At 68.1% G+C, this 24,933-nt stretch carries 21 protein-coding genes and 2 pseudogenes; 1 reads left to right on the top strand and 22 read right to left on the bottom strand.

Annotated elements, in window-relative coordinates; translation table 11 throughout:
* Window positions 1–51: 51 nt before the first annotated feature.
* From D5041_RS09525 to D5041_RS09420, 22 genes and pseudogenes are all read right to left on the bottom strand, one after another.
* Window positions 52–1,461 carry a UDP-N-acetylmuramoyl-tripeptide--D-alanyl-D-alanine ligase gene (locus D5041_RS09525; protein ID WP_265284565.1) on the bottom strand — a complete coding sequence of 470 codons (1,410 nt, stop codon included), beginning with the start codon at window positions 1,459–1,461 and terminating at the stop codon, window positions 52–54.
* Between the two features lie 23 nt (window positions 1,462–1,484).
* Window positions 1,485–3,035, bottom strand: coding sequence for a UDP-N-acetylmuramoyl-L-alanyl-D-glutamate--2,6-diaminopimelate ligase (locus tag D5041_RS09520; RefSeq protein ID WP_265284563.1), 1,551 nt, complete (start codon window positions 3,033–3,035; stop codon window positions 1,485–1,487).
* On the bottom strand, window positions 3,035–4,780 hold the full coding sequence (locus D5041_RS09515; protein WP_265284561.1) for a peptidoglycan D,D-transpeptidase FtsI family protein: 1,746 nt from the start codon (window positions 4,778–4,780) through the stop codon (window positions 3,035–3,037). The genes D5041_RS09520 and D5041_RS09515 overlap by 1 nt, the downstream gene beginning before the upstream one ends.
* Entirely contained in the window at window positions 4,777–5,055 is a 279-nt protein-coding gene (ftsL, locus tag D5041_RS09510; protein WP_010104625.1) for a cell division protein FtsL, read from the bottom strand. Before ftsL ends, D5041_RS09515 begins: the two co-directional genes overlap by 4 nt.
* A 4-nt stretch (window positions 5,056–5,059) precedes the next feature.
* Entirely contained in the window at window positions 5,060–5,983 is a 924-nt protein-coding gene (gene rsmH / locus D5041_RS09505) for a 16S rRNA (cytosine(1402)-N(4))-methyltransferase RsmH (protein ID WP_265257554.1), read from the bottom strand.
* An 8-nt stretch (window positions 5,984–5,991) separates the two neighbouring features.
* Window positions 5,992–6,420 carry a division/cell wall cluster transcriptional repressor MraZ gene (gene mraZ / locus D5041_RS09500; protein ID WP_010104622.1) on the bottom strand — a complete coding sequence of 143 codons (429 nt, stop codon included), beginning with the start codon at window positions 6,418–6,420 and terminating at the stop codon, window positions 5,992–5,994.
* A 244-nt stretch (window positions 6,421–6,664) separates the two neighbouring features.
* Entirely contained in the window at window positions 6,665–7,990 is a 1,326-nt protein-coding gene (gene hslU, locus D5041_RS09495) for an ATP-dependent protease ATPase subunit HslU (RefSeq protein ID WP_265281682.1), read from the bottom strand.
* 137 nt (window positions 7,991–8,127) lie between these two features.
* Entirely contained in the window at window positions 8,128–8,691 is a 564-nt protein-coding gene (gene hslV, locus D5041_RS09490; protein WP_029554355.1) for an ATP-dependent protease subunit HslV, read from the bottom strand.
* Window positions 8,692–8,754: 63 nt separating this feature from the next.
* Window positions 8,755–10,524 carry an STAS domain-containing protein gene (locus tag D5041_RS09485; RefSeq protein ID WP_265284560.1) on the bottom strand — a complete coding sequence of 590 codons (1,770 nt, stop codon included), beginning with the start codon at window positions 10,522–10,524 and terminating at the stop codon, window positions 8,755–8,757.
* A 35-nt stretch (window positions 10,525–10,559) separates the two neighbouring features.
* Window positions 10,560–11,348, bottom strand: coding sequence for an RNA polymerase-binding protein DksA (gene dksA, locus D5041_RS09480; protein WP_265284559.1), 789 nt, complete (start codon window positions 11,346–11,348; stop codon window positions 10,560–10,562).
* A 165-nt stretch (window positions 11,349–11,513) separates the two neighbouring features.
* A complete protein-coding gene (locus D5041_RS09475) occupies window positions 11,514–12,584 on the bottom strand; it encodes a CobW family GTP-binding protein (RefSeq protein ID WP_010104613.1) in 1,071 nt (356 codons plus the stop codon).
* 98 nt (window positions 12,585–12,682) lie between these two features.
* Window positions 12,683–13,615: a DMT family transporter gene (locus D5041_RS09470; protein WP_010104611.1), complete on the bottom strand. Its 933-nt coding sequence runs from the start codon at window positions 13,613–13,615 to the stop codon at window positions 12,683–12,685.
* Window positions 13,616–13,791: 176 nt separating this feature from the next.
* Window positions 13,792–15,090 (bottom strand): DUF3422 family protein, encoded by a 1,299-nt coding sequence (locus D5041_RS09465; RefSeq protein ID WP_265284558.1) that lies wholly within the window; start codon window positions 15,088–15,090, stop codon window positions 13,792–13,794.
* 169 nt (window positions 15,091–15,259) lie between these two features.
* The gene (locus tag D5041_RS09460; RefSeq protein ID WP_265284556.1) at window positions 15,260–15,532 is read right to left on the bottom strand and encodes a ribbon-helix-helix domain-containing protein; all 273 of its coding nucleotides are present in this window, start codon (window positions 15,530–15,532) and stop codon (window positions 15,260–15,262) included.
* Between the two features lie 397 nt (window positions 15,533–15,929).
* Window positions 15,930–16,817: pseudogene (locus D5041_RS09455) on the bottom strand (tripartite tricarboxylate transporter permease); the annotation flags it as partial.
* Window positions 16,818–16,888: 71 nt separating this feature from the next.
* A pseudogene (locus D5041_RS09450) lies at window positions 16,889–17,776 on the bottom strand (tripartite tricarboxylate transporter permease); the annotation flags it as partial.
* 71 nt (window positions 17,777–17,847) lie between these two features.
* The gene (locus D5041_RS09445) at window positions 17,848–19,359 is read right to left on the bottom strand and encodes a tripartite tricarboxylate transporter permease (protein WP_265284554.1); all 1,512 of its coding nucleotides are present in this window, start codon (window positions 19,357–19,359) and stop codon (window positions 17,848–17,850) included.
* A 15-nt stretch (window positions 19,360–19,374) separates the two neighbouring features.
* Window positions 19,375–19,863, bottom strand: a complete 489-nt coding sequence (locus D5041_RS09440) for a tripartite tricarboxylate transporter TctB family protein (RefSeq protein WP_265284552.1) — start codon at window positions 19,861–19,863, stop codon at window positions 19,375–19,377.
* Window positions 19,864–19,983: 120 nt separating this feature from the next.
* Window positions 19,984–21,786 carry a type IV pilus assembly ATPase TfpB gene (gene tfpB, locus D5041_RS09435; RefSeq protein WP_265257559.1) on the bottom strand — a complete coding sequence of 601 codons (1,803 nt, stop codon included), beginning with the start codon at window positions 21,784–21,786 and terminating at the stop codon, window positions 19,984–19,986.
* An 80-nt stretch (window positions 21,787–21,866) separates the two neighbouring features.
* Window positions 21,867–22,634 (bottom strand): class I SAM-dependent methyltransferase, encoded by a 768-nt coding sequence (locus D5041_RS09430; RefSeq protein ID WP_265257560.1) that lies wholly within the window; start codon window positions 22,632–22,634, stop codon window positions 21,867–21,869.
* Between the two features lie 25 nt (window positions 22,635–22,659).
* The gene (locus D5041_RS09425; protein ID WP_265281694.1) at window positions 22,660–23,247 is read right to left on the bottom strand and encodes a DNA-deoxyinosine glycosylase; all 588 of its coding nucleotides are present in this window, start codon (window positions 23,245–23,247) and stop codon (window positions 22,660–22,662) included.
* 80 nt (window positions 23,248–23,327) lie between these two features.
* Complete coding sequence (locus D5041_RS09420; RefSeq protein ID WP_265284551.1) at window positions 23,328–24,149, bottom strand: TatD family hydrolase; 822 nt, start codon at window positions 24,147–24,149, stop codon at window positions 23,328–23,330.
* A gap of 134 nt (window positions 24,150–24,283) precedes the next feature.
* Between D5041_RS09420 and D5041_RS09415 the strand changes: the two genes are divergently transcribed.
* The gene (locus D5041_RS09415; protein WP_265281697.1) at window positions 24,284–24,922 is read left to right on the top strand and encodes an MBL fold metallo-hydrolase; all 639 of its coding nucleotides are present in this window, start codon (window positions 24,284–24,286) and stop codon (window positions 24,920–24,922) included.
* Window positions 24,923–24,933 lie beyond the last annotated feature (11 nt).

Genomic DNA, 24,933 nt, shown 5'->3' with positions numbered 1-24,933 from the left:
GCCTGGAACGACAGCCGTGGCGCCGCCCCGGTGCGCTGCGCGCGCGCGGTTTCAATGCGTTGCGCCATGGCTTTCCTCCGGGTCCGGGTTCTGCGGCGCAGCGCAGGCAATCGCCTGCACCACCTGTTTCATCTGCATGAAGCGCGAGCCCTTGACCAACACGCTGCCCACGCCGGGCAGGGCCTCGCGCACGGCGGCGAGCAGCGCGTCCATGTCCGGGAAATGCCGCGCCGCGCCGAACGCGGCAGCGGCGTGCACCGACTGCGCCCCGAGCGCGAACAGCTGGCTGATGCCCATGGCGCGCGCGTGCGCACCGGCCTGCGCGTGCAGCTGCGGGCCCTGCGCGCCGACCTCGCCCATGTCGCCAAGCACCAGCAACTGCGGCGCGGGCAATTCGGCCAGGAGTTCGACGGCCGCGTGCAGGGAGTCGGGGTTGGCGTTGTAGCTATCGTCGACCACGGTGATCGTGCGGCCCGCGCAGTGCACGCCAAAGGTGCACGAGCGGCCCGGGATCGGCGTGAAATCGTTCAAGCCCTGCGCGATCGCGGCCAGCGGCGCGCCCGCAGCGAGCGCGCCCGCAGCGGCGGCCAGCGCGTTGTGCAGGTTGTGCCGGCCGGCGATGCGCAGCCGCGCCGCGAGCGGGCCCTGCGGCGTGTTCAGGGCCAGGCTCCAGGCGCCGCCCTGCCATTGCGCGGTGCGGCAATCGAGCGCGCCGCCCGCGCCAAATTCCAGGCATGCGCGCCCTGCGGCGAGGCTGCGCCACAGCGCCGTGTACGCGTCCCCCGCCGGGAACACGGCGCTGCCGCTCGCCGGCAGGCTCGCCAGGACCGCGCCGTTCTCGCGCGCCACGGCGTCCAGCGTCTGCATGAACTCCAGGTGCTCGCGCTGCGCGTTGTTCACCAGCGCCACCGTGGGCCGGACGCTGGCCGCGAGCGCGGCGATCTCGCCCGGGTGGTTCATGCCCATCTCGACCACCGCCACGCGGTGCGCGGCGCGCAGGTGCAGCAGCGTCAGCGCAACGCCGATGTGGTTGTTCAAATTGCCCTGCGTGGCGAGCGCCCCGGCGCCGTGCCAGGCGCGCAGGATGGACGCGATCATCTGCGTCACCGTGGTCTTGCCGTTGCTGCCGGTGACGCCGATCAGCGGCAATTCGAACTGCGCGCGCCAGCCCGCGGCCAGCGCGCCCAGGGCCGCGAGGCTGTCGGGCACCTCGATTCCCGGCAGGCCCGCGGCCTGCAACCCGCCCTGGGCCAGGGCCGCAGCGGCGCCGCGCGCGCGCGCTTCGGCGAGGAAGGCGTGCGCGTCGAAGCGCGCGCCCACGAGCGCAACGAAGAGATCACCCGCCTGCAGCGTGCGCGTATCGGTGTGCACGCGCAGCCAGGGCGTGGCGCCATCGCCCACCAGGGTGGCCGTGGGAATGCGGGGCAGCAGCAGCGCGTGCGCCTGTTGCAGGGTCAGCATGGCGGGGGGCGGCGACCTTGTCATCATCGCCCTGCCCCGGCTCCGGCGCACCGGGCCTGCAACGCGCTCTGCGCATGCGCCAGGTCGGAGAAAGGCCGGCGCAGGCCGGCTATCTCCTGGCTGTCCTCGTGGCCCTTGCCGGCGATCAGCAGCACGTCGGCGGGCGCGGCCCCGGCAACGGCCTGCGCGATGGCTGCCGCGCGGTCGGTCTCGGCGCGCACGCGGGCGCTGCCCCGGTCCGTGCCTTGCAGAATCTGCTGCACGATGGCCGCCGGGTCTTCGCCGCGCGGGTTGTCGCTGGTCACCAGCACCTGGTCGGCGAGCCGCTGCGCCACCGCGCCCATCAACGGGCGCTTGCCGGCGTCGCGCTCGCCGCCGCAGCCAAACACGCACCACAGCCGGCCACCGCGCCCGGCCGCGAGCGGGCGCAACGCCTGCAGGGCTTTTTCGAGCGCGTCGGGGGTGTGCGCGTAGTCCACCGCGACCAGCGGTTGCCCGGCCAGCGCCAGCTGCTGCATGCGGCCCGGGACGGGCTGCAACGGCGCGCAGGCCGCAACCGCGTCGCGCAGCGCAACGCCCAGGCTGCGCAGCGTGGCCAGAACGCCGAGCAGGTTGAGCACGTTGTACTCGCCGATCACATGGGTTTGCAGCAGCAGTTGCTGCTCTGCGCCCTCCTCGTGCAGGGTAAAGCGCAGCCCCTGCGCGCCCGGGGCGATGTCCCGGGCCGCCAGGCGCGCCGCGCCGCGGGCCGAGATGCTCCACAGGTCGAGCGCGCGCCCCTGGAGCTCGGCGTGCAGCCGGGCGCCCGCAGGGTCGTCCACATTCACGACCGCGGCGCGCAGGCCGGGCCAGTCGAACAGCGCGCGCTTGGCGCGCCAGTAGCCGGCCATGCTGCCGTGGTAGTCGAGGTGGTCCTGCGTGAAATTGGTGAAGATGGCCGTGCGGATGCGCGTTCCATCGAGCCGGGCGTCGGCCAGGCCGATCGACGAAGCCTCGACGGCGCAGGCCGTCAGCCCCTGCTGCGCGAACCGGCTCAGCGCGCTCTGCAACTGGAACGGGTCCGGCGTGGTCAGGCCCGTGGCCTCGAGCGCCGGCGCAACCCCCAGGCCCAGGGTGCCGACGAGCGCACACTGCTTCGGCGCTGCCGGTGCGCGGCCGCAGAGCCCATTCAGGGCCTGCGCGATCCACCATGCGGTGCTCGTCTTGCCGTTGGTTCCGGTGACGGCGAGCACGGCGAGCCGCTCGGCGGGCTGCCCGAACCACTGCGCCGCGATCGGCCCGGCCGCGGCTCTGAGGCCGTGCAGGGAGGCGATTTGCGCGTGCGGGAAGGCGAAGCCCTGCACGCCCGCCTGCTCGACCAGGCAGGCCGCAGCGCCGCGCGCCAGCGCGTCGGCCACGTGGGCGCGGCCATCGGTGACGGCGCCGGGCCAGGCGACGAAGCCGTCGCCCGGGGCGATCCGGCGGCTGTCCGCGTGCAGGCTGCCGCTGACGCGCGCGCGCAGCCATTGCACGGCCGCGTCTGCGCCATCGAGCGCGTGCGGCGGGTTGTGCATCGTGGGCGTCATCACGGGCATCACAGCGGCTCCGGCTCCGCGTCGGCCACGATGTGCGGTTTCACGGCCATGTCGGGCGCAACGCCGAGCATGCGCAGCGTCTGCTGAACGACCTCGCTGAACACGGGCGCGGCCACCGCGCCGCCGTAGAACTGGCCGCCTCCGGGCTCGTCGATCATCACCGCGACGATGATGCGCGGCGCGTCGATCGGGGCCATGCCGACGAACCAGGCGCGGTACTTGCCCGACACATAGTTGCGGCCCTCCTGCTTGCGCGCGGTGCCCGACTTGCCGCCGACCGAGTAGCCCAGGGTCTGCGCCTTCTGGCCCGTTCCGCCCGGGCCCGCGGCCAATTGCAGCATGCGGCGCACCTGATCGGCCGTGCGTTCGGAGAACACGGGAACGCCCACGGCCGCCACGTCGGTCTTGAGCAGCGTTGCCGGAATCACCCGGCCCCCATTGGCAAACACGGTGTACGAGCGCGCCATCTGGAGCAGGCTGGCCGACAGGCCGTAGCCGTAGGCCATGGTCGCCTGCTCCACCGGGCGCCAACTCTTGTAGGGACGCAGGCGGCCGCTGACCACGCCGGGAAAGCGCAGCTGCGGCTTTTGCCCGAAGCCTGCGGCGGAGAAGGTCTCCCACATCTCGCGCGCCGGCAGCTGCATGGCGATCTTGGTGGTTCCCACGTTGCTCGATTTCTGGATCACCCCCTCGACCGTGAGCAGGCCATGGTTGTGCGTGTCGGAGATGGTCGATCCGGTGATCGTGATGCGTCCCGGGTTCGTGTCTATCGGGGTCTCGGGGCGCACGCGTCCGGTCTCCAGCGCCAGGCCGATGGTGAACGGTTTCATCGTCGATCCGGGTTCGAACACGTCGGTGAGCGCGCGGTTGCGCAGCTGCTCGCCGCTGAGGTGCTGGCGCTGCCCGGGCAGGTAGCTCGGGTAGTTGGCCAAGGCCAGCAATTCGCCCGTGTGCGCGTCGAGCACCACCACGCTGCCGGCACGCGCCTTGTGCACCGCCACCTGGTCGCGCAGCTTCTGGTACGCGAAGAACTGCACCTTGCTGTCGATGGACAGCTGCATGTCGCGCCCGTCCACGGGCGGGACGCCCTCGCCCAGGCCCTCGACCACGCGGCCCAGGCGGTCCTTGATCACGCGGCGCGATCCGGCGCGGCCCGCGAGCAGGTCGTTGAAAGCCAGCTCCACGCCCTCCTGGCCCAGGTCCTCGACGTTCGTGAAGCCGACCACGTGCGCCGCCGCCTCGCCCTCGGGGTACTGGCGCTTGTATTCCTCGCGCTGGTAGATGCCCCGGATCCCCAGGGCCGCAATCCGCTGGCCCACGTGCCAGTCGAGCTGGCGCTTGATCCAGACGAAGGTCTTGTCCTCGTCGGCGAGCTTTCTGTGCAGTTGCGCCAGCGGCATGTCGAGCAGTGTGGCGAGTTCCTCGAGCTTCGCGCGGACCGCGGGCGCGTCCTGGTCCACGTCCTCGGGAATCGCCCAGATGCTGGTCGCGGGAACGCTGGAGGCGAGGATCAGGCCGTTGCGGTCCAGGATCTTGCCGCGGTTCGCGGGCAACTCCAGCGTGCGCGCGAAGCGCACCGCGCCCTGGCGCTGGAAGAAGGCATTGCCGAACACCTGCACGTAGGCCGCGCGCGCGCCCAGCCCCATGAAGCCGAGCGCGATCAACGCCACGATGAACTTGCTGCGCCAGACGGGCGTCTTGCTCGCCAGCAGCGGACTGGATGCGTAGCGCACGCTGCGGCTCATGGTTGGGCACCCTGTGGATCGGTCACGTACTGGGTGATTGCCGGCGTCGCCGGGAGCATGTTCAGCTGCCCGCGGGCCATCTTTTCGATGCGCAGCGGCGTCGCCTGCGCGCGCTTTTCCACCTGCAGCCGCCGGTACTCGGTCTCCAGGCGCCGCGCCTGCGCGTGCGCGCGATCGAGTTCGGTGAACAGGCGGCGCGACTCGTACTGGGTGTGCACCAGATAGACCGCGCTCGTCAGCACGGCCAGCAGCAGGACGGCGTTCAGGCGGGCCATCGTGTCAGGCCCCGGTGCGCTCGGCGACGCGCATGGTCGCGCTGCGCGCGCGCGGGTTCGCCGCGACTTCGGCGGCACCGGGCCGCACGCGCCCCAGCGCCACGAGTCGCATCGCCTGCGGCGCGGCAAACGGCGCACGGCGATCGAAGGCCTCGCGCGCATGCTTGGCGATGAAGCGCTTGACGATGCGGTCTTCCAGCGAATGGAAACTGATCACCACCAGACGCCCGCCCGGGCACAGCACCGTGAGGCTGGCCTCTAGCGCTTGTTGCAGTTCTTCAAGTTCGGCGTTAATGAAAATCCGAAAAGCTTGAAATGTGCGCGTTGCAGGGTTCTGGCCCGGCTCGCGGGTTTTGACCGTGCGCGCCACGAGATCGGCCAGTTCGGCGGTGCCGACGAGCGCGCCCCGTTTCTCGCGCTGAGCAACAATCGCCTTTGCAATGGAGCCAGCAAACCGTTCTTCGCCGTAATCACGCAATACCTCCGCAATCTGTCCTGTTTCGGCCGCAGCCAACCAATCGGCCACGCTTGCGCCGCGCGTGGTGTCCATGCGCATGTCCAGCGGACCGTCGAAACGGAAACTGAAGCCCCGCCCGGGGCTGTCGATCTGGGGCGAGCTCACGCCCAGGTCCATGAGCACGCCGGCCACGCTGCCCGCGGGCAGGTCCGCGAGTTCGCGAAAGCCCTGGTGCCGAATGGAAAAACGCGCATCGGTGATGCGCGTTGCTTCGGCGACGGCCTCGGGATCCTTGTCATAGGCCACGAGCCGCCCCTGCGGTCCGAGCCGCTGCAGGATCAGACGCGCATGCCCTCCGCGCCCGAATGTCGCATCGACCCAGGTGCCCGCGGGCGCGGGCCCGGCGGCACCGAGCAGCGCGGTCACGGCCTCTTCGAGCAGGACGGTGGTGTGTTGCAAAGCGTCTGCCACGGTGCGCCTTAAAAGGAGAATTCCTTGAAGACATCCGGCATGTCGCCCTGCATGGCCCTGGCCTCCTGCGCGTCGTAGCTCGCCTTGTCCCAGAGTTCGAAATGGTCGCCCATGCCCAAGAGCATGGCGTCCTTGGAGATGCCTGCGGCCGTGCGCAGTTCGGGCGAGACCAGCACGCGGCCCGTGGCGTCCATTTCCACGTCCATGGCGTTGCCCAGAAAAATGCGCTTCCACCACTGCGCGGACATGGGCAGTTGGGCGATGCGCTCGCGGAACCTCTCCCACTCGGGGCGGGGAAAGACCATCAGGCAGCCGTGCGGGTGCCGGGTGATGGTCAGCTGGCCCGCAGCGTTCGCCACCAGGACGTCACGATGCCGGGTCGGCACGGATAGCCGACCCTTCGCATCCAGACTTAGCGACGAGGCCCCTTGAAACACGGACAGACTTTCGACTCGGTTTGCCCTCCGGCCCGTGCAACAGACCTGAAGGGCACTTTTCACCACTTAAATGCACTTTTTTGCACTGTAGCAGGAAAAGCACAGCGAGCAAGCGCCGTCCAAACAAATTCTTACAGCGAAATCAGGGACTTAGGATTCATTGCGCGGTCTGCAGAGAATAAAACGCATTAAAAATAGGTACTTGGGAAGCCTTGTGGAAGTGACGTCTCAAGAAAAACTGCGCTCAGAGGATGTAGCGCGAAAGATCCTCGTCCTGGCTCAAAGTCTGCAGGCGCTCGTCGACATACGCGGCGTCCACGGTGACGGTCTGGCCCGACAGGCTCGTGGCGCCAAAGCTGACTTCGTCGAGCAGCCGCTCCATGACGGTGGAGAGGCGGCGCGCGCCGATGTTCTCGGTGCGTTCGTTGACCTCGAAGGCGATGTGCGCCAGGCGCGTGATGCCCTGCGGGACGAAGTCCAGCGCCACACCCTCGGTCGCCAGCAGCGCTTGGTATTGCTTGACCAGCGATGCGTGCGTCTGCGTGAGGATGGCCTCGAAGTCCTGCACCGACAGCGATTCGAGCTCGACGCGGATCGGAAAGCGCCCCTGCAACTCGGGAATCAGGTCGCTCGGCCGGGCCAGGTGAAACGCCCCGGAGGCGATGAACAGGATGTGGTCGGTCTTGATCATGCCGTACTTGGTCGATACGGTGGTGCCCTCGACCAGCGGCAGCAGGTCGCGCTGCACGCCCTGGCGCGACACGTCGGCGCCGCTGGTTTCCTGGCGCGTGGCGACCTTGTCGATTTCGTCGATGAAGACGATGCCGTTCTGCTCGGCGTTGGCCACGGCCCGGGTCCTGATCTCCTCCTCGTTGACGAGCTTGCCCGCCTCTTCATCGGTGATGCGCTGTAGCGCCTCGGCGATCCTTAACCGGCGCGTGCGCTGCTTGTCCTGCCCAAGCTGGCTGAACATGCCGCGCAGTTGCTCGGTCATTTCTTCGAGCCCCTGGGGGCCCATGATTTCGAGCTGCGGCCGGCCTTCGGAGACGTCGATCTCGATTTCCCGGTCGTCGAGCGCGCCTTCGCGCAGCTTCTTGCGAAACACCTGCCGGGCGGTGCTGTCGGTGGTGGCCTCGGTGCCCGCGACGCCCCGGGCGGGCGGGATCAGCGCGTCCAGAACGCGCTCCTCGGCCGCGTCCTCGGCGCGCTTGCGCACCTTGTGCATCTCGGATTCGCGCGTCTGCTTGACGGCCATTTCAGCCAGGTCACGGATGATGGCGTCCACGTCCTTGCCCACGTAGCCGACCTCGGTGAACTTGGTGGCCTCGACCTTGATGAAGGGCGCGTCGGCAAGCTTGGCCAAGCGGCGGGCGATCTCGGTCTTGCCCACGCCGGTGGGGCCGATCATGAGGATGTTCTTGGGCGTGATCTCCTGGCGCAGGTTGCCCTGCACCTGCTGGCGGCGCCAGCGGTTGCGCAGCGCAATGGCCACGGCGCGCTTGGCGCTGGTCTGGCCCACGATGTGCTTGTCGAGTTCGGAGACGATTTCCTGGGGGGTCATGGACGACATGGCGGATTTCCTGGTGGCGCGAGGCTTGGGCGCTGAAACAATGGAGCGCTCAAAGCGATTGAAAACAGGGCATTGTGCGGTACGCCCGCGGGGTGGAGCGGGTCGGGGCGGGCGCACTGTCCGCGCCGGTACGCGTCCTACAGCGTCTCGATGCTGTGCTGCATGTTGGTGTAGATGCACAGCTCGCCTGCGATCTCCAGGGATTTTTTGACGATGTCCTGCGCGCAAAGGTCGGTGTGCTCAAGCAAGGCCCTGGCGGCCGAGTGCGCGTACGCGCCGCCCGAGCCGATCGCCACGATGCCGCGCTCGGGTTCGAGCACGTCGCCGTTGCCGGTGATGATGAGCGAGGCCTGCAGGTCGGCCACGGCGAGCATGGCTTCGAGGCGGCGCAGCACGCGGTCGGTGCGCCAGTCCCGCGTCAGTTCGATCGCGGCGCGCACCAGGTGGCCCTGGTGCTTGTCGAGCTTGGCCTCGAAGCGCTCGAAAAGGGTGAAGGCGTCGGCGGTGGCGCCGGCGAAACCCGCGAGCACCTTGCCGTGGTGCAGTTTGCGCACCTTGCGCGCCGAGCCCTTGACGACGACGTTGCCCAGGGTGACCTGGCCGTCGCCGCCAATGGCCACCTGCACGCCTTGGGGCGTCTCGCGGCGCACGCTCAGGATGGTGGTGCCGTGAAACACCGGATTCTCTGTGGATGGGTTCATGACTGCCGCAGGTGGAGGTGGCCCGGCATTTTGCAAGCCGGGCGGCACGGGGCATGGGCGCCTTCAGTTCTTGCGCGGAAGCACCCAGGCGTGCTCGTTGATACCGATCACGTTGAAGAAAATCGCCACCAGCCGCTGCAAGTTATGAAACGCGACGACGTGGCCGCGCCCCTGCTGCTCAGCGGCCCAGTTGAGCACCGAGCCCGCCGCGGCAAAGTCCACGCGGATGAGCATGTCGCAGGCAATGGAAAACGGCACGCCGGGGCGCAGCAGGCCATCGAAAGGCGCCAGCAGCGGCGTGGCGCTGCCGTCGATATGGCCGCTGAGCTGTGCTGCGGGCACGGTGTCCGGCGGCGCGGACAGTTCGCCCAGATCCGAGGCCATGAAGTCGCTGTGGCCGCTGTTGCCGTTGTCTGGCGCCAGCGGGGCCTCATCCGAGGATGCGCCCTCGTCGCAGCGATACCCGCAGCGTGGCGCGACCCAGGCCGGGGGCGAGACCTCGTAGGTCACGCAGTAATCGAGCGCCACCAGTTCGAATTCGTCGAGCTTGTCCATGAGGCGCAGCACGGCCATGCGCAGAAGCCACCAATCGGGGCTGTGCGAGCGCTCGCCCGAAGGGGTCTTGGCGCCGAGCAGGGCGTTGAGCCGTTCCACGCCCGAGAACACGAACTGGCCCTCCTGGTTCGCCCACTGGACGAACAGGTTCGTCAGCAGGGGCACAGCCGCCGGGTCGATGTCCGTCAGGCGCTCCCAGAACAGGGGCCAGGGCCCGTCGGCGCGCGCCAGCGACGCCTGCAGCGCCGCCACGGAGGTCACGGCCAGCATGGCAGGAGCATGCCAGTTGAAATCGCGGTGCACGGCGGACGCCGCCACGGCGCCTTCCGCAGGGGCTGCGGCGCCGGCCATTCCGAGTTGCTCGGGCATCGAGAACCACAGTGGCGCGGAGCGGTTGAAGCGGGCGGCAAAGTCGATCGCCAGGGACTCGAAACGGTCGTTGCGCCCAATGGCGCGGTACAGGTCGAACAGCGTCATCCAGACCTCGATCTGCTGCTCTGGCGCGTCCTGCTGGCGCTGGGCCAGCACCTCCAGCAGGCCGGACTCCGCCCCCGCATGGTCGCCATTGGCAAAGAGGATGGCGGCTTCTTCCAGATCGGGTTCGTGCACGAATTCCCTGGGCGCGAGTACGGGGGCCGGCGCGGGGGCGGGAATGGGCACGGGCCTTCTTGGGGCCGGCGCAGGACCCAGGGGCGCCTGCGCCGGATACCCGGCTGCGGGCACCGTGGTTCCGGCAAACCAGCCAATCGCCGAGCTGTCGTTTGCGAACAAGGGCGCAACCGCGGGCGGGGGCGGGGGTTCGAGCAGCGCCTGCAGACTGGCCGGGACCGTGGGCGCGTAAGCCTGCGCGTCCGTGGCCTGCACGTCGGCGGCGACCGGCGGGCGGGCGGGCGCATCCCCCGCGCCCGGTTTGCTCTTCCACCACTGCTGCGCCATCTGCGCTTCGATCTCGTCGATCTTCTTGAGCGTGTCCGCGCGCTCGTCGGGCATGACCATGCTGCTGTGGAAGAACGAGGGTTGCGCCGCGGGGTCTGCTGCCACGCGCCGCCCCGGCTGCACGCCGCGCTGGCGCAGCCGGCGCAGCTGATCGAATTCGCGCTGCCGAACGAAGTCGTTGCGGCGCTTGCGCTCGATCATTTCCTTGAGCATCTGCTTGCTGTAGAGGCTCTCCTTATCGTCCTGCAACGTATTCAGCGAGCGCCAGTCAGTCGTGGGGTTGCGCACGAACCGCACCACCTTCGACAACAGCCCACCGGGTGTGGAGTCTTCCTTGCTCATGTTCGGGGTTCACAGTGCGCAAAGGGATGGTCTGTTCAATCACCGAACATCTTTTGCTTGAGTTCGCGGCGTTGCTGCGCCTCCAGCGACAGCGTGGCCGTGGGGCGCGCGATCAGGCGGCCGACCCCGATGGGTTCGCCGGTTTCGTCGCAGTAGCCGTAGTCACCCGTGTCAATGCGCGCGATGGACTGCTCGATCTTCTTGAGCAGCTTGCGTTCGCGGTCGCGCGTGCGCAGTTCCAGGGCGTGTTCCTCTTCGATCGTTGCGCGGTCTGCCGGATCGGGGACGACCACGGTGTCTTCGCGCAGGTGCTCGGTGGTTTCGCCTGCGCTGTTGTGGATGTCTTGCTTGAGCTGCACCAGCTTCAGGCGGAAGAACGCCATCTGCTTTTCGTTCATGTACTCGCTGTCGGGCATGGCCAGAACCTCGGCGTCGGTCAACTCTTCGGCGGACCGGGTCTTCCAGTTGTTCGCCAGCCGGGGATCCTTTTTCGCAACCGCGTAGGTGGGCTGCGCTTGCGCGGTCGTGGGCATGGTGTGTCGGTAACTGGCTTTGGCCGCAGTCGAAGCCACGGACTGCGCCATGGATGGTACGGTCAATTGGGCCAGGCGTGAAGAGGGTCGGGCCATGCGCGTGGGCAGCTGCGGGTCAGCCGCCGCAACCGTGGCCGACGAGGCGACGGCGGAACCAGCGCCCGCCTTGGGCGCTGCGGCCTTGGGAGCGGACTTTGCAACAGCATTCGGTGCCACCGGGGTGGCGGCGCTTTTCGCCGTGGCAGGGGCGGCGCTCGCCTGGGATTTGCTGGCGCTGGTTTCGGCTTTCACTTGGCTGGTCTCCTCGCAATACGGGTGGGCCCCGCTGCCTGCGCGGGCAGGCTTTGCGGGGGTTTTCCCGGGGGCGATTGTATCGACCCGGGCTGACGCAAATGGTAGCGTTGCGGATACGGCACAAACCCGCCGGCCCCGGAGCTCGCGGCGAGTCTCTGCGGGTCAGGCCAGGCTCTGCTCCAGCCCTTGCTGGAAGATGTCCCGGGGCAGGTCGAGGCCAATGAAAACCATCTTGCTGATGCGCTCCTCGCCATCGGCCCAGGGCGGGCCCAGATCGCTGCCCATGAGCTGGTGCACGCCCTGGAAGATCACCTTGCGATCGGTTCCCCGCATATGCAGCACGCCCTTGTAGCGCAGCATGCGCGGGCCATAAATGTTCACGATGGCCTCGAGAAAATCCTCCAGCTTGACCGGATCGAACGGGCGCTGCGAACGGTAGACGAAGCTCTTCACGTCGTCATCGTGGTGGTGGTGCCGTCCCTGGTCGCCGTGGTCGTGCTGGTCGTGCTGGTGCGCGGGGTGGTCGCAGTGCGCGCCATGCGCATGGTCGTGCCCGGGGTGCCCGTGTGCCGCCTCTTCCTTGAGAAAGTCCGGGTCTATGTCGAGCTTGGCGTTCAGGTTGAAGCCCCGCAGGTCCAGCACTTCCTCAAGCGCAACGGCGCCGAAATGCACGGCCCTGATCGGCGCACGCGGGTTCATGTGCTTCAGGCGATGGGTCAGCGCATCGGTCTCCTGGGCGCTCACGAGGTCGGTCTTGGACAGGAAGATCTGGTCCGCAAAGCCCACTTGGCGGCGCGCCTCCTGGCGCTCGTCGAGTTGCCGGCCGGCGTGCTTGGCGTCGACCAGGGTGATGATGGAGTCGATCAGGCAGGTCGCGGCGATCTCCTCGTCCATGAAGAAGGTCTGCGCCACGGGGCCCGGGTCGGCAACGCCGGTGGTCTCGATCACGATGCGGTCAAAATCGAGCTGGCCCTCGCGCTTCTTGGCGGCGAGCAATTGCAGCGTTGCGCGCAGGTCTTCGCGGATGGTGCAGCAGATGCAGCCGTTGCTCATCTGCAGGATCTGCTCCTTGGACTCGGTCACGAGAATGTCGCTGTCGATGTTCTCTTCGCCGAATTCGTTTTCGATCACGGCGATCTTCTGACCATGGGCTTCGCCCAGCAAGCGCTTGAGCAGGGTCGTTTTGCCAGAGCCCAGAAAGCCGGTGAGGATGGTGACGGGAATCAGGGACATGGGAAGGTCTTGTGGATTGCAAACAGCGCCAACGGCACGCGCGCCAGCGGGATGGGGAGTTTATCGGGGTTGGGCCGGGGGCGCCTGCACTGCGGGAATCAGGCCCCGGAGCGGCGCACCATGCGCGTGAACAGGAATATGCCGGCGAGCACCAGCGCGGTTCCGGCGGCCACCCAGAGCGTGAAGGGCTCGTCCAGAATCCACACGCCCATGGCAATGGTCGACAGCGGCCCCACCATGCCCGTCTGCGCGGCCATCCCTGCGCCGATGCGCTCGATGGCCATCATCACCAGCACCACCGGCGTCGCCGTGCACAGCGTGGCATTGAGGATGGACAGCCAGATCACCTCGGGCACCACCTGCGCCGCGCCGAGCGGCCGCAGCACCGCAAACTGCGCCAGGCAGCACAGACAGGCCACCGAGGTCGCCAGCCCGACCAGGCGCAGCGCCCCCAGGCGCCGCACCAACTCGCCGCTGTAGACGAGGTAGACGGCGTAGGCCACCGTGCTGAGGAACACCAGCAGGGCGCCCCACGCCGCGTCGTTGCCCTGCGAGCCCAGTTCGCGGCCGAACACCAGGACCACGCCGCAGTAGCTCAGCAGCATTCCCGCCACCTGCCCCCAGCGGATGGTGCGCCCGTACAGCAGCCAGCCGAGCCCCACGACCAGCGTGGGGTTGAGGTACAGGATGAGCCGCTCCAGGCTCGCGCTGATGTAGGCCAGGCCGGCAAAGTCCAGGGCGCTCGCCAGGTAGTAGCCCGTGACCCCGAGACCGAACACCCCGAGCCAGTCGCTGCGCGTCAGCGGCGGCCGGCCCCGGCCCGCCCACCAGGCCATCACGACAAAAATCGGCAGGGCGAACAGCATGCGGTACATGATGAGCGTGACCGCGTCCACCCCGTGGCGGTACGCCAGCTTGACGATGATGGACTTGCCGCTGAAGGCGATGGAGCCAAGAAACGCGAGCAAAAGACCGGTTGCAATGCCCTTGCTCGCGGCCTGCTCCGGCGGTATGGGTTGGACCGAAGACATGGGGGTTCGAATTTCCTGTCAGGGGATTGCGCCCCAGCGCAGCGCGCCAGGCGCTGCGCTGGGGAATGCGGGATGGACCGTGGCGCGCGCCCGATGGCACGGCCTGCGCCCAAGCATGCAGTGTGCCAGGAGTGCGGGGCGCGCGCCATCGCCGCTTCGCGTGGCTGCCCCGGCCGCTAATCGGGTCTGCGCAACACCCGATGGTGCAGGCGCCTGAGCGCGCACCACACGCCGAAGGCAACCACGGGGATGGCGCCGGCCACCGTGCTCTCCGACGACAGGGGCCAGCCCAGCGGCTGCGCCGCCTTGGCCAGATGGCTCACGAGTCCGACGACGTAGTAGGTGATGGCCGCGACCGACAACCCTTCCACGGTGGACTGCATCCGGAGTTGCAGGTCCTGGCGCTGGTTCATGGTGGCCAGCAGCGCCTGGCTGCTTTGCTGCTGCTCGATCTCCACACGCGTGCGCAACAGGCTGCTCGTGCGGGAGACGCGCTGAGACAGCGCATCCTGGCGCCGGGCGGCCCATTCGCAGGTGCTGCGCGCGGGGCTCAGGCGCCGGTCCATGAACTCGCCGATGGTCTGCATTCCCGCCAGGCGGGACTCGGCAATCTCGCGGATGCGGCGGTCGAGCAGCCCGAAGTACGCGCTGCTCGCCGAGAAGCGCGATTGCGTCGCCGCGTACTGGCTCTCCACCTGCCCGGCCAGGCGCGTGAGGCGGTCGAGCAGGGCCGCCTCGTCGTCGCGGCGGGCGCTGCGGATGGCCTGCGCCAGGGCGGCCAGCTCGCTCTCGGCAAGGGCCAGCGCACGGGCCGCCTCGCGCGCGGCGGGCAGGCCCAGCAGGGCCGCCATGCGGTAGGTCTCGATCTCCAGCAGGCGCTGTACCAGGCGCCCCAGGCGGCGCGGCGTCATGCCCCCGGCGAGCAGCAGCATGCGCGAGAAACCGTCGGCGTGGATGGCAAAGTCGGTGTAGACCTCGCCGTGCCCGCCGGCCACGCTGGACGCGACCAGCCGGTCTTCGTTCAGCAGTTGCTTCACCAGGGCGCCCGAGCCAAAGATATGCGTCGGCAAGACCCACAGGTTCAGGCTGCACAGGCATTGCCCGGGCAAGGCGGCGAGCCAGTCGTGGGCCACGGCGTCGGCCGCGCTCGCGGGCTCGCGCTCGCCCAGGGAATCGACCGCGGCGGGCTGCATGAAGGTCCAGGAGACAAACTCGGTGTGCAGTTCCCAGCGCATGCGCAGGCTCCCCAGGTCCATGCGCAGGTGGGTGCTGTCGGCGTCGGGCAGCGCCAGGTGGTGATCGCGCAAGAGCTCCGCCACGTGGGCGCGGCTCGCCTCGCGCTCGGCGGCGTCGGCGAGCATCACGATGTGGGCGATGGCCAGCGGGGCGCTCATCGCCTCGGGCGGGCGGGCGTGGACCTCGTTGTGCAGCATCACCCGGTGGGGGTGCTGCGTGGGACGGACGGAAGCGGGCATGCGGAACCTCTGAATTTGGGGTCGGGCGTTCAATGCTCCGGGTCTTGCGTGCCGTCGTCTTGTCGCAGGATCGTTTCGTAGTACCGGGCGAGGCCGCTGCCGCCATGTAGCGAAACAGGGGCGGCAAGCTGCTCTTCGGCCTCGGGGGAGAAGACGACGCGATGGCGCCTCATCGCGTCCTGGCATGCTCGGCGGCGAGCCGGGCGCGTACCTGCTCGGCCGTGACGGCGCGCGACGGGTCCGCGATCAGCGTGTCGCAGGCCGGCCCCACTTGGCCGTGCGGCCAGTTCTCCACCGCCGCCCGATCGCGCGCGAGCAGCACCCGCAGGCCGCCGCGGATGACTTCGCTCTCGCTCGCGTATTCGCCGCAGCGCACCTTCGTTCTCACCACGTCCGCCATATCGAGGGGCAGGGTAATGCTCATTTGTTGCGTGGTTCGCATGACGGGCTCCGGGGGGGATTGGCAGGATTGGCGGATTGAATCCTACGGCCTTGTGCGCCACCGGTCTACTGTGCTGTCGCGCAAAGGGTTGGCTGGGGACCTGTGGTCTTGCAGGGCACGATGGGAATGGAGGCTTTGCCCAGCACGGGCAAGTATCTTGACCGGACAGAGGGGGCAAAGGCCCCTCCTGCTTGGCAAATTCGGCCCATTCGTGCTGCCAAGCAGGGAGGAGAGTTGGGCGGTCCGGAAAAAACTACGCCCCCGGGGGCATGCTCGCGCAGAGGTCGCACCGGGGGCTTGCTTTGGCCGGAGGATACCCTATTGCCCATTCACAGCCAAGCCAAGTGACGCGGACGAAGCTGCCGGAGTTGGATGCCAATGGTCTCAACCAGCATGATCAGTTCTCCACAAAGGCCTCTTCGCGCTTGTGCTTGACCGAAGGCAGCAGCACGATGACGAGCAGCAGCACGGCGGCGGCGAGCAGGCCGGCCGACAGCGGGCGCGTGACGAACACGCTCCAGTCGCCGCGCGAGAGCAGCAGCGTGCGGCGCAGGTTTTCCTCCATCATCGAACTCAGGATGAAGCCCAGCAGCAGGGGGGCGGGCTCGGTTCCCAGCTTGTGGAAGACGTAGCCCACCAGGCCAAAGGCGCCGACCATCCAGATGTCGAAGGGGTTGCTGCTCATCACGTACACGCCCACCGCGCAGAACAGCACGATCGACGGGAACAGCCAGCGGTAGGGCGGCGCGGGCAGCAGCTTGATCCAGATGCCGATCAACGGCAGGCTCAGGATGATGAGCATGACTATCATCGAAGCGACCAGGCCCCGGAACAGTTCCGGCTTGTTGATCATCACCTCGGGGCCGGGCTGTATGTTGTAGATGGTGATGGCGCTGACCATCAGCACCGTCACCAGGTAGATGCCCAGCGTGAGCAGCGAGATGACCTTGGCCGTGACCACCTCGCGCTGGTCGCTGGGGCGGGCCAGGTTGGCGATGATCTCGCCGTAGCCGAAAACGCCCATGGCGATGGTCACGAAGCCGATGCCATCGGTCAGTTCAGGAATGTCGAAGCTGAAGCGCACCACGCCCGAAGTCAAGTCGGTTCCCACGAGGCCCATCAGCAGGCCCAGCAGAATCATGGCCACGGCCTTGAGCAACGAGCCCGAGGCCAGCACCACGGCGCCGATCAGGCTCAGCACCATGAGCGAGAAATTCTCGGCGGAGCCGGACCTGAACCCCACGTCGGTCAGCGACAACACGAGCGCCGCCAGGATCAACACTCCGTAGACCATCAGGGCCTTCACGCACCAAGCGGGCTGGCGTTTTCGCTGGCAGGACTCTCTGGTCAGCATGATCAGCCCTCCACAAAGGCCTCTTCGCGCTTGTGCTTGACCAAAGGCAGCAGCACGATGACGAGCAGCAGCACGGCGGCGGCGAGCAGGCCGGCCGACAGCGGGCGTGTGACGAACACGCTCCAGTCGCCGCGCGAGAGCAGCAGCGTGCGGCGCAGGTTTTCCTCCATCATCGAACTCAGGATGAAGCCCAGCAGCAGGGGGGCGGGCTCGGTTCCCAGCTTGTGGAAGACGTAGCCCACCAGGCCAAAGGCGCCGACCATCCAGATGTCGAAGGGGTTGCTGCTCATCACGTACACGCACACCGCGCAGAACAGCATGATCGACGGGAACAGCCAGCGGTAGGGCGGCGCGGGCAGCAGCTTGATCCAGATGCCGATCAACGGCAGGCTCAGGATGATGAGCATGACTATCATCGAAGCGACCAGGCCCCGGAACAGTTCCGGCTTGTTGATCATCACCTCGGGGCCGGGCTGTATGTTGTAGATGGTGATGGCGCTGACCATCAGCACCGTCACCAGGTAGATGCCCAGCGTGAGCAGCGAGATGACCTTGGCCGTGACCACCTCGCGCTGGTCGCTGGGGCGGGCCAGGTTGGCGATGATCTCGCCGTAGCCGAAAACGCCCATGGCGATGGTCACGAAGCCGATGCCATCGGTCAGTTCAGGAATGTCGAAGCTGAAGCGCACCACGCCCGAAGTCAAGTCGGTTCCCACGAGGCCCATCAGCAGGCCCAGCAGAATCATGGCCACGGTCTTGAGCAACGAGCCCGAGGCCAGCACCACGGCGCCGATCAGGCTCAGCACCATGAGCGAGAAATTCTCGGCGGAGCCGGACCTGAACCCCACGTCGGTCAGCGACAACACGAGCGCCGCCAGGATCAACACTCCGTAGACCATCAGGGCCTTCACGCACCAAGCGGGGTGGCGTTTTCGCTGGCAGGACTCTCTGGTCAGCATGATCAGTCCTCCACAAAGGCTTCTTCGCGCTTGTGCTTGACCGAGGGCAGCAGCACGATGACGAGCAGCAGCACGGCGGCGGCGAGCAGGCCGGCCGACAACGGGCGTGTGACGAGCACGCTCCAGTCGCCGCGCGAGAGCGTCAGCGCACGGCGCAGATATTCCTCCATCTGCGGGCCCAGGATGAAGCCCAGCAGCAGGGGGGCGGACTCGGTTCCCAGCTTGTGGAAGATGTAGCCCACCAGGCCAAAGATGCCGACCATCCAGATGTCGAAGGTGTTGTTGTTCGTCGAGTACACGCCCACCGCGCAGAACAGCACGATCGACGGGAACAGCCAGCGGTAGGGAACGGTCAGCAGCTTGATCCAGATGCCGATCAGCGGCAGGTTCAGGATGACGAGCATGGCGTTGCCGATCCACATCGAGGCGATCAGGCCCCAGAACAGTTCCGGGTTGCTGGTCATCACCTGGGGGCCGGGCTGTATGTTGTGGATGGTCATGGCGCCGACCATCAGCGCCATCACCGCGTTCGGGGGGATGCCCAGCGTGAGCAGCGGGATGAAGGAGGTCTGCGCGCCGGCGTTGTTCGCCGACTCGGGCGCCGCCACGCCGCGGATGTTGCCCTGACCGAACGGCACCTCGCCGGGCTGCAAGCGGGTCTTCTTCTCGATCGTGTACGCGGCAAAGGCCGACAGCAGGGCTCCGCCACCGGGCAGTATGCCCAGCACCGCGCCCAGCGCGGTGCCGCGCAGCACGGCGGGAATCATGCGCTTGAAGTCATCGCGGGTCGGGAACAGGCCCTCGACCTTGGCCGTGAACACCTCGCGCTGGTCGCTGGGGCGGGCCAGGTTGGCGATGATCTCGCCGTAGCCGAAAACGCCCATGGCGATGGTCACGAAGCCGATGCCGTCGGTCAGTTCGGGAATGTCGAAGCTGAAGCGCGCCGTACCCGAATTCACGTCGGTTCCCACGAGGCCCATCAGCAGGCCCAGCAGGATCATGGCCACGGCCTTGAGCAACGGGCCCGAGGCCAGCACCACGGCGCCGATCAGGCCCAGCACCATGAGCGAGAAATACTCGGCGGGGCCGAACTTGAACGCCACCTCGGTCAGCAGCGGCGCGAACGCCGCCAGGATCAGCGTGCCCACGCAACCGGCGAAGAACGAGCCCAGGCCGGCGGCCGCGAGCGCGGGGCCCGCGCGCCCCTTGCGCGCCATCTGATAGCCGTCGAGCACGGTCACCACCGACGACGACTCCCCGGGAAGATTCACCAGGATGGCCGTGGTCGAGCCCCCGTACTGGGCGCCGTAATAAATGCCGGCGAGCATGATCAGCGCGGCCACCGGTGGCAGGGTGTAGGTCGCGGGCAGCAGCATGGCGATGGTCGCCACGGGGCCGATGCCGGGCAGAACGCCGATCAGCGTTCCGAGCAGGCAGCCAGTAAAGCAGTAAATCAGGTTCTGGAACGTGAATGCAACGCCAAACCCGAGCGCCAGATGGTCGAAGAGGTCCATGGTCGGTACTCCCGCTCACGCCGTGATGAAACTCGGCCACACGGGAAACTGCAGCTTGAGCGCCCAGACGAATGCCACATAGCTGCCGATGGCCAGCACCGTGGCCAGAACGAACACCGCCCGGGCGTTGAATTCGCTGCCCGCGAGGCTGGAGATGAAGGTCAGCCCGTAGATGCCGGCGATCAGGCCCAGCGCCGGAATTCCCAGGCTCGGCAGCCCCCCGAGCAGGATGCCGAAGGCAAAGTTCGCCGCGAGGATGAAGAACAGCGGCCTCCAGGCCCATTGGCCGATGCGCTCGCCGTCCGGCGTTTCCACGATGGTGGCCTTGAAGGTGATCACGGCGCCGATGAGGGCCAGCAGGATTCCCAGCAACAGCGGGAAGTAGCCCGGCCCCATGCGCGCGCCGCTGCCCATGTTGTACGTGGTGGCGCCCCACGCGAACGCCGTACCTACCCCCAGGAACATGAGGCCGGCAAAAAAGTCTTTCTGGCTTTTGATTTTCATGAAACGTCTCCTTGGCGGAATTTTGCCCCCGCGATTGTGAGCGCAAGCGCGGCGCGTGCCGATGTGGATTTCACCTACATCCGGTAACGGGCATTGCCCAGGTGCCTTTCTGATGCCGCGTCATTCCAGCGGTGGTGTTGCCGCAATCACCTCGTCCATGGTCGTCAGGCCATCGGCCACGCGCAGCGCGCCCGCCAGGCGCAGCGGGCGCATGCCGTCCTGCACGGCTTGGCGGCGCAGCGTGTCGATGGAGGGCGCCTGGTTGATCCTCTCCTTGAGCGCCGCGCTCACCGTGAGCAGCTCGTACAGGCCCGTGCGCCCGCGAAAGCCCCCCATGCGACAGTCCACGCAGCCCACGGGTTTGTAGGGCTGGTAGGCGCCGTTGATCGTCCAGGGCCGGACGGCCTGCACCAGCGCCTCGCGCGTCGCCTCCCCGTCCTTCTGCTTGCACTGCAGGCACAGCGTGCGCACCAGCCGCTGGGCCAGCACGCCGAGCAGAGTGGCGTTGATGAGATAGGGCGCAATGCCCAGTTCGAGCATGCGGGTGATCGCCGAAGGCGCGTCGTTGGTGTGCAGGGTGGAGAACACCAGGTGGCCCGTGAGCGCCGCCTGTATGGCCATTGCTGCGGTTTCCAGATCGCGGATTTCGCCGACCATGATGATGTCCGGGTCCTGGCGCATGAGCGCGCGCAGTCCCTCGGCGAAGTTGAAGTCGAGCTGCGGCTGGACCTGCGTCTGGTTGAAGCTGGGTTCGATCATTTCGATGGGGTCTTCCACCGTGCTGACGTTCACCTCCTCGGTCGCCATGCGTTTCATGGTGGAGTACAGCGTGGTGGTCTTGCCCGATCCGGTGGGTCCGGTCACCAGGATGATTCCGTGCTGGTGCTTGGCCAGGGCCTCCCAGCGCTGCGCGTCATGCTGCGCAAAGCCCAGCGCGTCCAGGTCCTTGACGGCGTTGTCCGGGTCGAAGATGCGCATCACCATCTTCTCGCCAAACGCGGTGGGCAGCGTGGACAAGCGCATTTCCACCTCCTCGCCGCGCTGGTTGCGCGTCTTGATGCGGCCGTCCTGCGGGCGGCGCTTTTCCACCACGTCGATGCGGCCCAGCAGCTTGATGCGCGCGACCATGGCGTTGTGCACGCCCATGGGCAGCTGATACACCGGGTGCAGAACGCCGTCGATGCGAAACCGGATCACGCCCTGGTCACGGCGCGGCTCCAGGTGGATGTCGCTCGCGCGCTGGTCAAAGGCGTACTGCCAGAGCCAGTCGACCACCCGGACCACGCCCTGGTCGTTGGCGTCGAGCTGCTTGTTGCTCTTGCCCAGTTCCACCAACTGCTCGAAGCTGCTGCCGCCCGCGCTGCCCCCGGCCTTCTGCGCGGCGCGCACCGACTTGGCGAGCGCAAAGAACTCGGCCGTGAAGCGGTGGATGTCCTGGGGGTTGGACACCACGCGCCGCACCGCGCGGCGCGACTGGCGCTCGACCTCGGCCACCCAGTCTTCGATGAAGGGCTCGGCCGTGGCCACCACCACCTCGCTGGCCGTGACCTGCACCGGCAACACCTTGTGGCGCTCGGCGTAGGTGGCGCTCATGGTGTCGGCGACACGGCCCACGTCGACCTTCAGCGGATCGATGCGCAGGTACGACAGCCCCGCCCGCTTGGCGAGGTATTCGGTCAACGCCTCGATGTCCAGCGGCTTGCCGTCGCTGGCGCGCTCCATGGCGACGCTGGCGAGCCGCACCAGCGCGTGCTGCGAGCTCTCGGCCTGCGAGCAGCGGGCGATGGTGCGACTCGCCTCCGCGCGCGAGATGACATGGTCTTCGCTGAGCCACTGCACCAGGCGGCGCCAGTCGATCGGGCCGACGGGAGCTGCCGCCGTGGCACGGGACGCGGGGCCCGGGGAGCCGGCAGGAACAGGCATCAAAAAAACCTTTCAGAAGGCGCCACGGGCAGCGCAGACGGCGGGGCCGGATGCATTGCGCGCTCCATGCATGTTTTCGGTCACGCCGCCACGGGCTTGAACACCCGCAGCCACTTGGTCGCGGGCAGACCCCAGCGCGCCCGGACGACCTCGGCGCGCCCGAGCAGTTCTGCGTGCCCGGGTCGCGTGGGGCTGCGCTGGGCCAGCACCACCGTGTTGCCTTCGCGCGTGGGCTTGAAGGCCCAGAGCGCCTGCTCGCCAAACGCCTGCGCCATGCCTTCCAGGCTGCGCTCGGCCAGCGCTTCGCGGCCAAACAGATTCACCGTCATACAGCCCGTTTCGGTCAGCAGCGCGCGACAATCGGCGTAGAAATCCGGGCTGTCGAGCACCGGCGCCGCGGCCTCCTGGTCGTACAGGTCCACGGCCAGCGCGTCCACGCTGCCTTGCCATATGGGGTGGCGGATTTCCTGCGCCGCGTCGGCAAGAACCACCCGCAGCCGGGGCCCGTCGGGGGGCAGCTTGAACCACTGCCGGCACACCGCCAGCACCTGCGGGTTCAGCTCGATGGCGGTGCTGCGCAGGCGCAGCCTCTTGTGGCAGAACTTGGTGATCGCGCCGGCCCCCAGGCCCAGTTGCATGGCGTGGCCCCGGCAGACCTGCGCCGGCTCGGCGAACAGCAGCCAGACCATCATGCGCTGCACGTACTCCAGACTCAGCGCGAACGGCTCGGCGATGCGCATGGAACCCTGGATCCAGGGGCTGCCCAGATGCAGGTGGCGCACTGTGCCGTCGTCAGAAACGCTGACCTCGGGCAAAACGGTGGCGAAGGGATTTTTCTTGTGCATCATGCAAACAGCAAATCAGTCCAAGCCGTCACAGCAAACGCTGGGCCGACATCAGCGCCGCCCAGGCCGCCAGCTTGCGCGCGAAACTCCAGGAGGCATTCGCCGGGCTGCTCGACGGCAGCCGGACCGCCGCCACCGCCGCACCGGGGGAACCGTTCGCCCGGCCCGCATTCAGACCGTCCAGCACCGCCCGGGAATGCCGGAAGCTCTCGGCCCCATTGTGGGCAACGGCGGCGAGCCGGGGACAGCCGCCATGCAGGCGGGAAAAGTCGTTTACCCGGGGGTGGCGAATGCTGCTGTCCAGACTGCCCGCGCGTTCGCAGCTGGCGTACACGTCCCACAGGCCCAAGCCGCGCGCCAGCAGCCACGCGCAGCGGGCCGGATAGTCGGGCGGCAGGGGATGCTGCGGCCACAGGGCCTGAAGAATCTTCCAGAAATGGTTCTGCGGATGCGCGTAGTACGCGCCGGCGCGCAGCGACGCAGCGCCCGGAAAGCTGCCCAGGACCAGCACCACCGTCTGCGCAGAGACCACCGCAGGCAGGCCGTGCAGACGCAGCCCCCGGGCTGGGAGAGGAAGGGACGCCGGCGTCGCTCCGGTGGCTATGGCTTCTGGCATCCGTCTATTCTGGCCCGAAACCGCGCCCGGGCCTTGCAGGACGCAGAAAAACAGTCCTTGCCCGTGCGCCGTGCACCGCCCTAGACCAGCGCCCGTAACCGGGGAAGCGCGGCGAGCGCATTCGCGCTGCTGCTTTCGGCGAGCGACTCCGGCGGCTGGCCGCGCAGCTGCGCCAGCACGGCGGCGATGCGCGGCAGCTCCCGGGGCGCATTGCGTCCCTGGGGTCGGCCCTGCGCGCGCTGCGCGGCGCTGACGTAGAGCCAGTGCGGGGGAATGTCGGGCGCGTCGGTTTCCAGCACCAGCGCGTCTGCGGGCAATTCGGCCGCGAGGCGGCGCAGCCGCAACGCCCGGTCGTAGGTCAGCGCGCCCCCGAAGCCGAGCTTGAAACCCAGCGCCAGGAACGCCCGCGCCTGCTGCAAGCTGCCGTTGAACGCATGCGCAATCCCGCCCGGCACCGGCAGCGCGCGCAGCCCTTTGAGCAATTCGTCGGCCGAGCGGCGCACATGCAGGATCACCGGCAACCCGAAGCGGCGCGCGAGCCGCAGCTGCTCCCGGTAGAAGCGCTCCTGCCGCCCGGGGTCCGGGTCGGGGACGAAGTAATCCAGGCCGATTTCTCCGATCGCCACCAGGCGCGGGTCGGCGTGGTGCTGCTCCAGCGCCCGGGCCAGGAGCGCCAGATCGTCGTCCGCCGCCAGCCCGGTGCAAAGCGGGTGGATTCCCAGTGCGTAGCTGTCCCCGTGCCGCTGCGCGAGCAGACGCACCGCGTCCCAGTTGTTGCGCGCCACGGCCGGAATCACGCAGTGGCGCACCCCCTGCGCGGCAGCCTGGCTGCGCTGCGCGTCGCGGTCGGCGTCGAACGCGGTCGCGTCGAGGTGGCAGTGGGTGTCGATCCAGGCGCTCATGCGGCGGTGATCCCTGCGCGGTGGCGGACATTCCGTCCCGCCCCGGCGGCCGCGCGCAGCGTGGGCCTTGCGCCCGGCTGGAATAAACTGCGGCCTGGATTTTGCGAACGTGTCATCCACCCATTTTGTCCCGCATGCTGCGCTACCTCACCGTCCCCGTGACCGCTTTTGAGCAAAACTGCTCCATCCTGTGGTGCGATGCCACCGGCAAGGCCGCCGTGATCGATCCCGGGGGCGATCTGGACAAGCTGCTCGCAGAAATTCAGCGCCTGGGGCTCGCGCTGGAGCAGATATGGCTCACGCACGCCCATATCGACCACGCCGGCGGCACGGGCGCACTCGCGCAGCGCCTTGCATTGCCCATCGTCGGGCCGCACCCCGGGGACCAGTTCTGGATCGACGGCCTGCCGCAGCAAAGCACGCTGTTCGGCTTTCCCCCGGCGCAGCATTTCACGCCCACGCGCTGGCTGTACGACGGCGATCAGGTACGCATCGGCAACGAGGCGCTGAATGTGCGCCACTGCCCGGGCCACACGCCCGGCCATGTGGTGTTCCACGCGCCGCAGATCGACCGCGCCTTTGTCGGCGACGTGCTGTTTGCCGGCAGCATCGGCCGCACGGACTTCCCCCAGGGCAACCACCAGCAGCTCATCGACAGCATCACCGGACGCCTGTGGCCCATGGGCGACCAGACGGTTTTCATCCCCGGGCATGGCCCCGAGAGCAGCTTTGGCCAGGAGCGCAGGAGCAACCCCTACGTGGGCGGAAGCTGAGGCGCGCCGAC

The sequence above is a fragment of the Verminephrobacter aporrectodeae subsp. tuberculatae genome, from assembly GCF_026127385.1.
GTDB classification, from domain to species: Bacteria; Pseudomonadota; Gammaproteobacteria; order Burkholderiales; family Burkholderiaceae_C; genus Acidovorax; species Acidovorax aporrectodeae.
The sequence above is the reverse complement of the archived record's forward strand: the minus strand, read 5'-3'. Positions and strand labels throughout refer to the sequence as shown.

Bases quoted from the DNA above. Each gene is read 5' to 3' on its own strand.
- D5041_RS09520 (WP_265284563.1), bottom strand. From the start codon at position 3,035: ATGCCCGTGATGACGCCCACGATGCACAACCCGCCGCACGCGCTCGAT.
- D5041_RS09425 (WP_265281694.1), bottom strand. From the start codon at position 23,247: ATGCCAGAAGCCATAGCCACCGGAGCGACGCCGGCGTCCCTTCCTCTC.
- hslU (WP_265281682.1), bottom strand. From the start codon at position 7,990: ATGTCGTCCATGACCCCCCAGGAAATCGTCTCCGAACTCGACAAGCAC.
- D5041_RS09470 (WP_010104611.1), bottom strand. From the start codon at position 13,615: ATGTCTTCGGTCCAACCCATACCGCCGGAGCAGGCCGCGAGCAAGGGC.
- tfpB (WP_265257559.1), bottom strand. From the start codon at position 21,786: ATGCCTGTTCCTGCCGGCTCCCCGGGCCCCGCGTCCCGTGCCACGGCG.
- D5041_RS09465 (WP_265284558.1), bottom strand. From the start codon at position 15,090: ATGCCCGCTTCCGTCCGTCCCACGCAGCACCCCCACCGGGTGATGCTG.
- D5041_RS09475 (WP_010104613.1), bottom strand. From the start codon at position 12,584: ATGTCCCTGATTCCCGTCACCATCCTCACCGGCTTTCTGGGCTCTGGC.
- ftsL (WP_010104625.1), bottom strand. From the start codon at position 5,055: ATGGCCCGCCTGAACGCCGTCCTGCTGCTGGCCGTGCTGACGAGCGCG.
- D5041_RS09415 (WP_265281697.1), top strand. From the start codon at position 24,284: ATGCTGCGCTACCTCACCGTCCCCGTGACCGCTTTTGAGCAAAACTGC.
- D5041_RS09515 (WP_265284561.1), bottom strand. From the start codon at position 4,780: ATGAGCCGCAGCGTGCGCTACGCATCCAGTCCGCTGCTGGCGAGCAAG.
- D5041_RS09525 (WP_265284565.1), bottom strand. From the start codon at position 1,461: ATGCTGACCCTGCAACAGGCGCACGCGCTGCTGCTGCCCCGCATTCCC.
- D5041_RS09485 (WP_265284560.1), bottom strand. From the start codon at position 10,524: ATGAGCAAGGAAGACTCCACACCCGGTGGGCTGTTGTCGAAGGTGGTG.
- D5041_RS09440 (WP_265284552.1), bottom strand. From the start codon at position 19,863: ATGAAAATCAAAAGCCAGAAAGACTTTTTTGCCGGCCTCATGTTCCTG.
- D5041_RS09430 (WP_265257560.1), bottom strand. From the start codon at position 22,634: ATGATGCACAAGAAAAATCCCTTCGCCACCGTTTTGCCCGAGGTCAGC.
- D5041_RS09460 (WP_265284556.1), bottom strand. From the start codon at position 15,532: ATGCGAACCACGCAACAAATGAGCATTACCCTGCCCCTCGATATGGCG.
- D5041_RS09445 (WP_265284554.1), bottom strand. From the start codon at position 19,359: ATGGACCTCTTCGACCATCTGGCGCTCGGGTTTGGCGTTGCATTCACG.
- D5041_RS09420 (WP_265284551.1), bottom strand. From the start codon at position 24,149: ATGAGCGCCTGGATCGACACCCACTGCCACCTCGACGCGACCGCGTTC.
- hslV (WP_029554355.1), bottom strand. From the start codon at position 8,691: ATGAACCCATCCACAGAGAATCCGGTGTTTCACGGCACCACCATCCTG.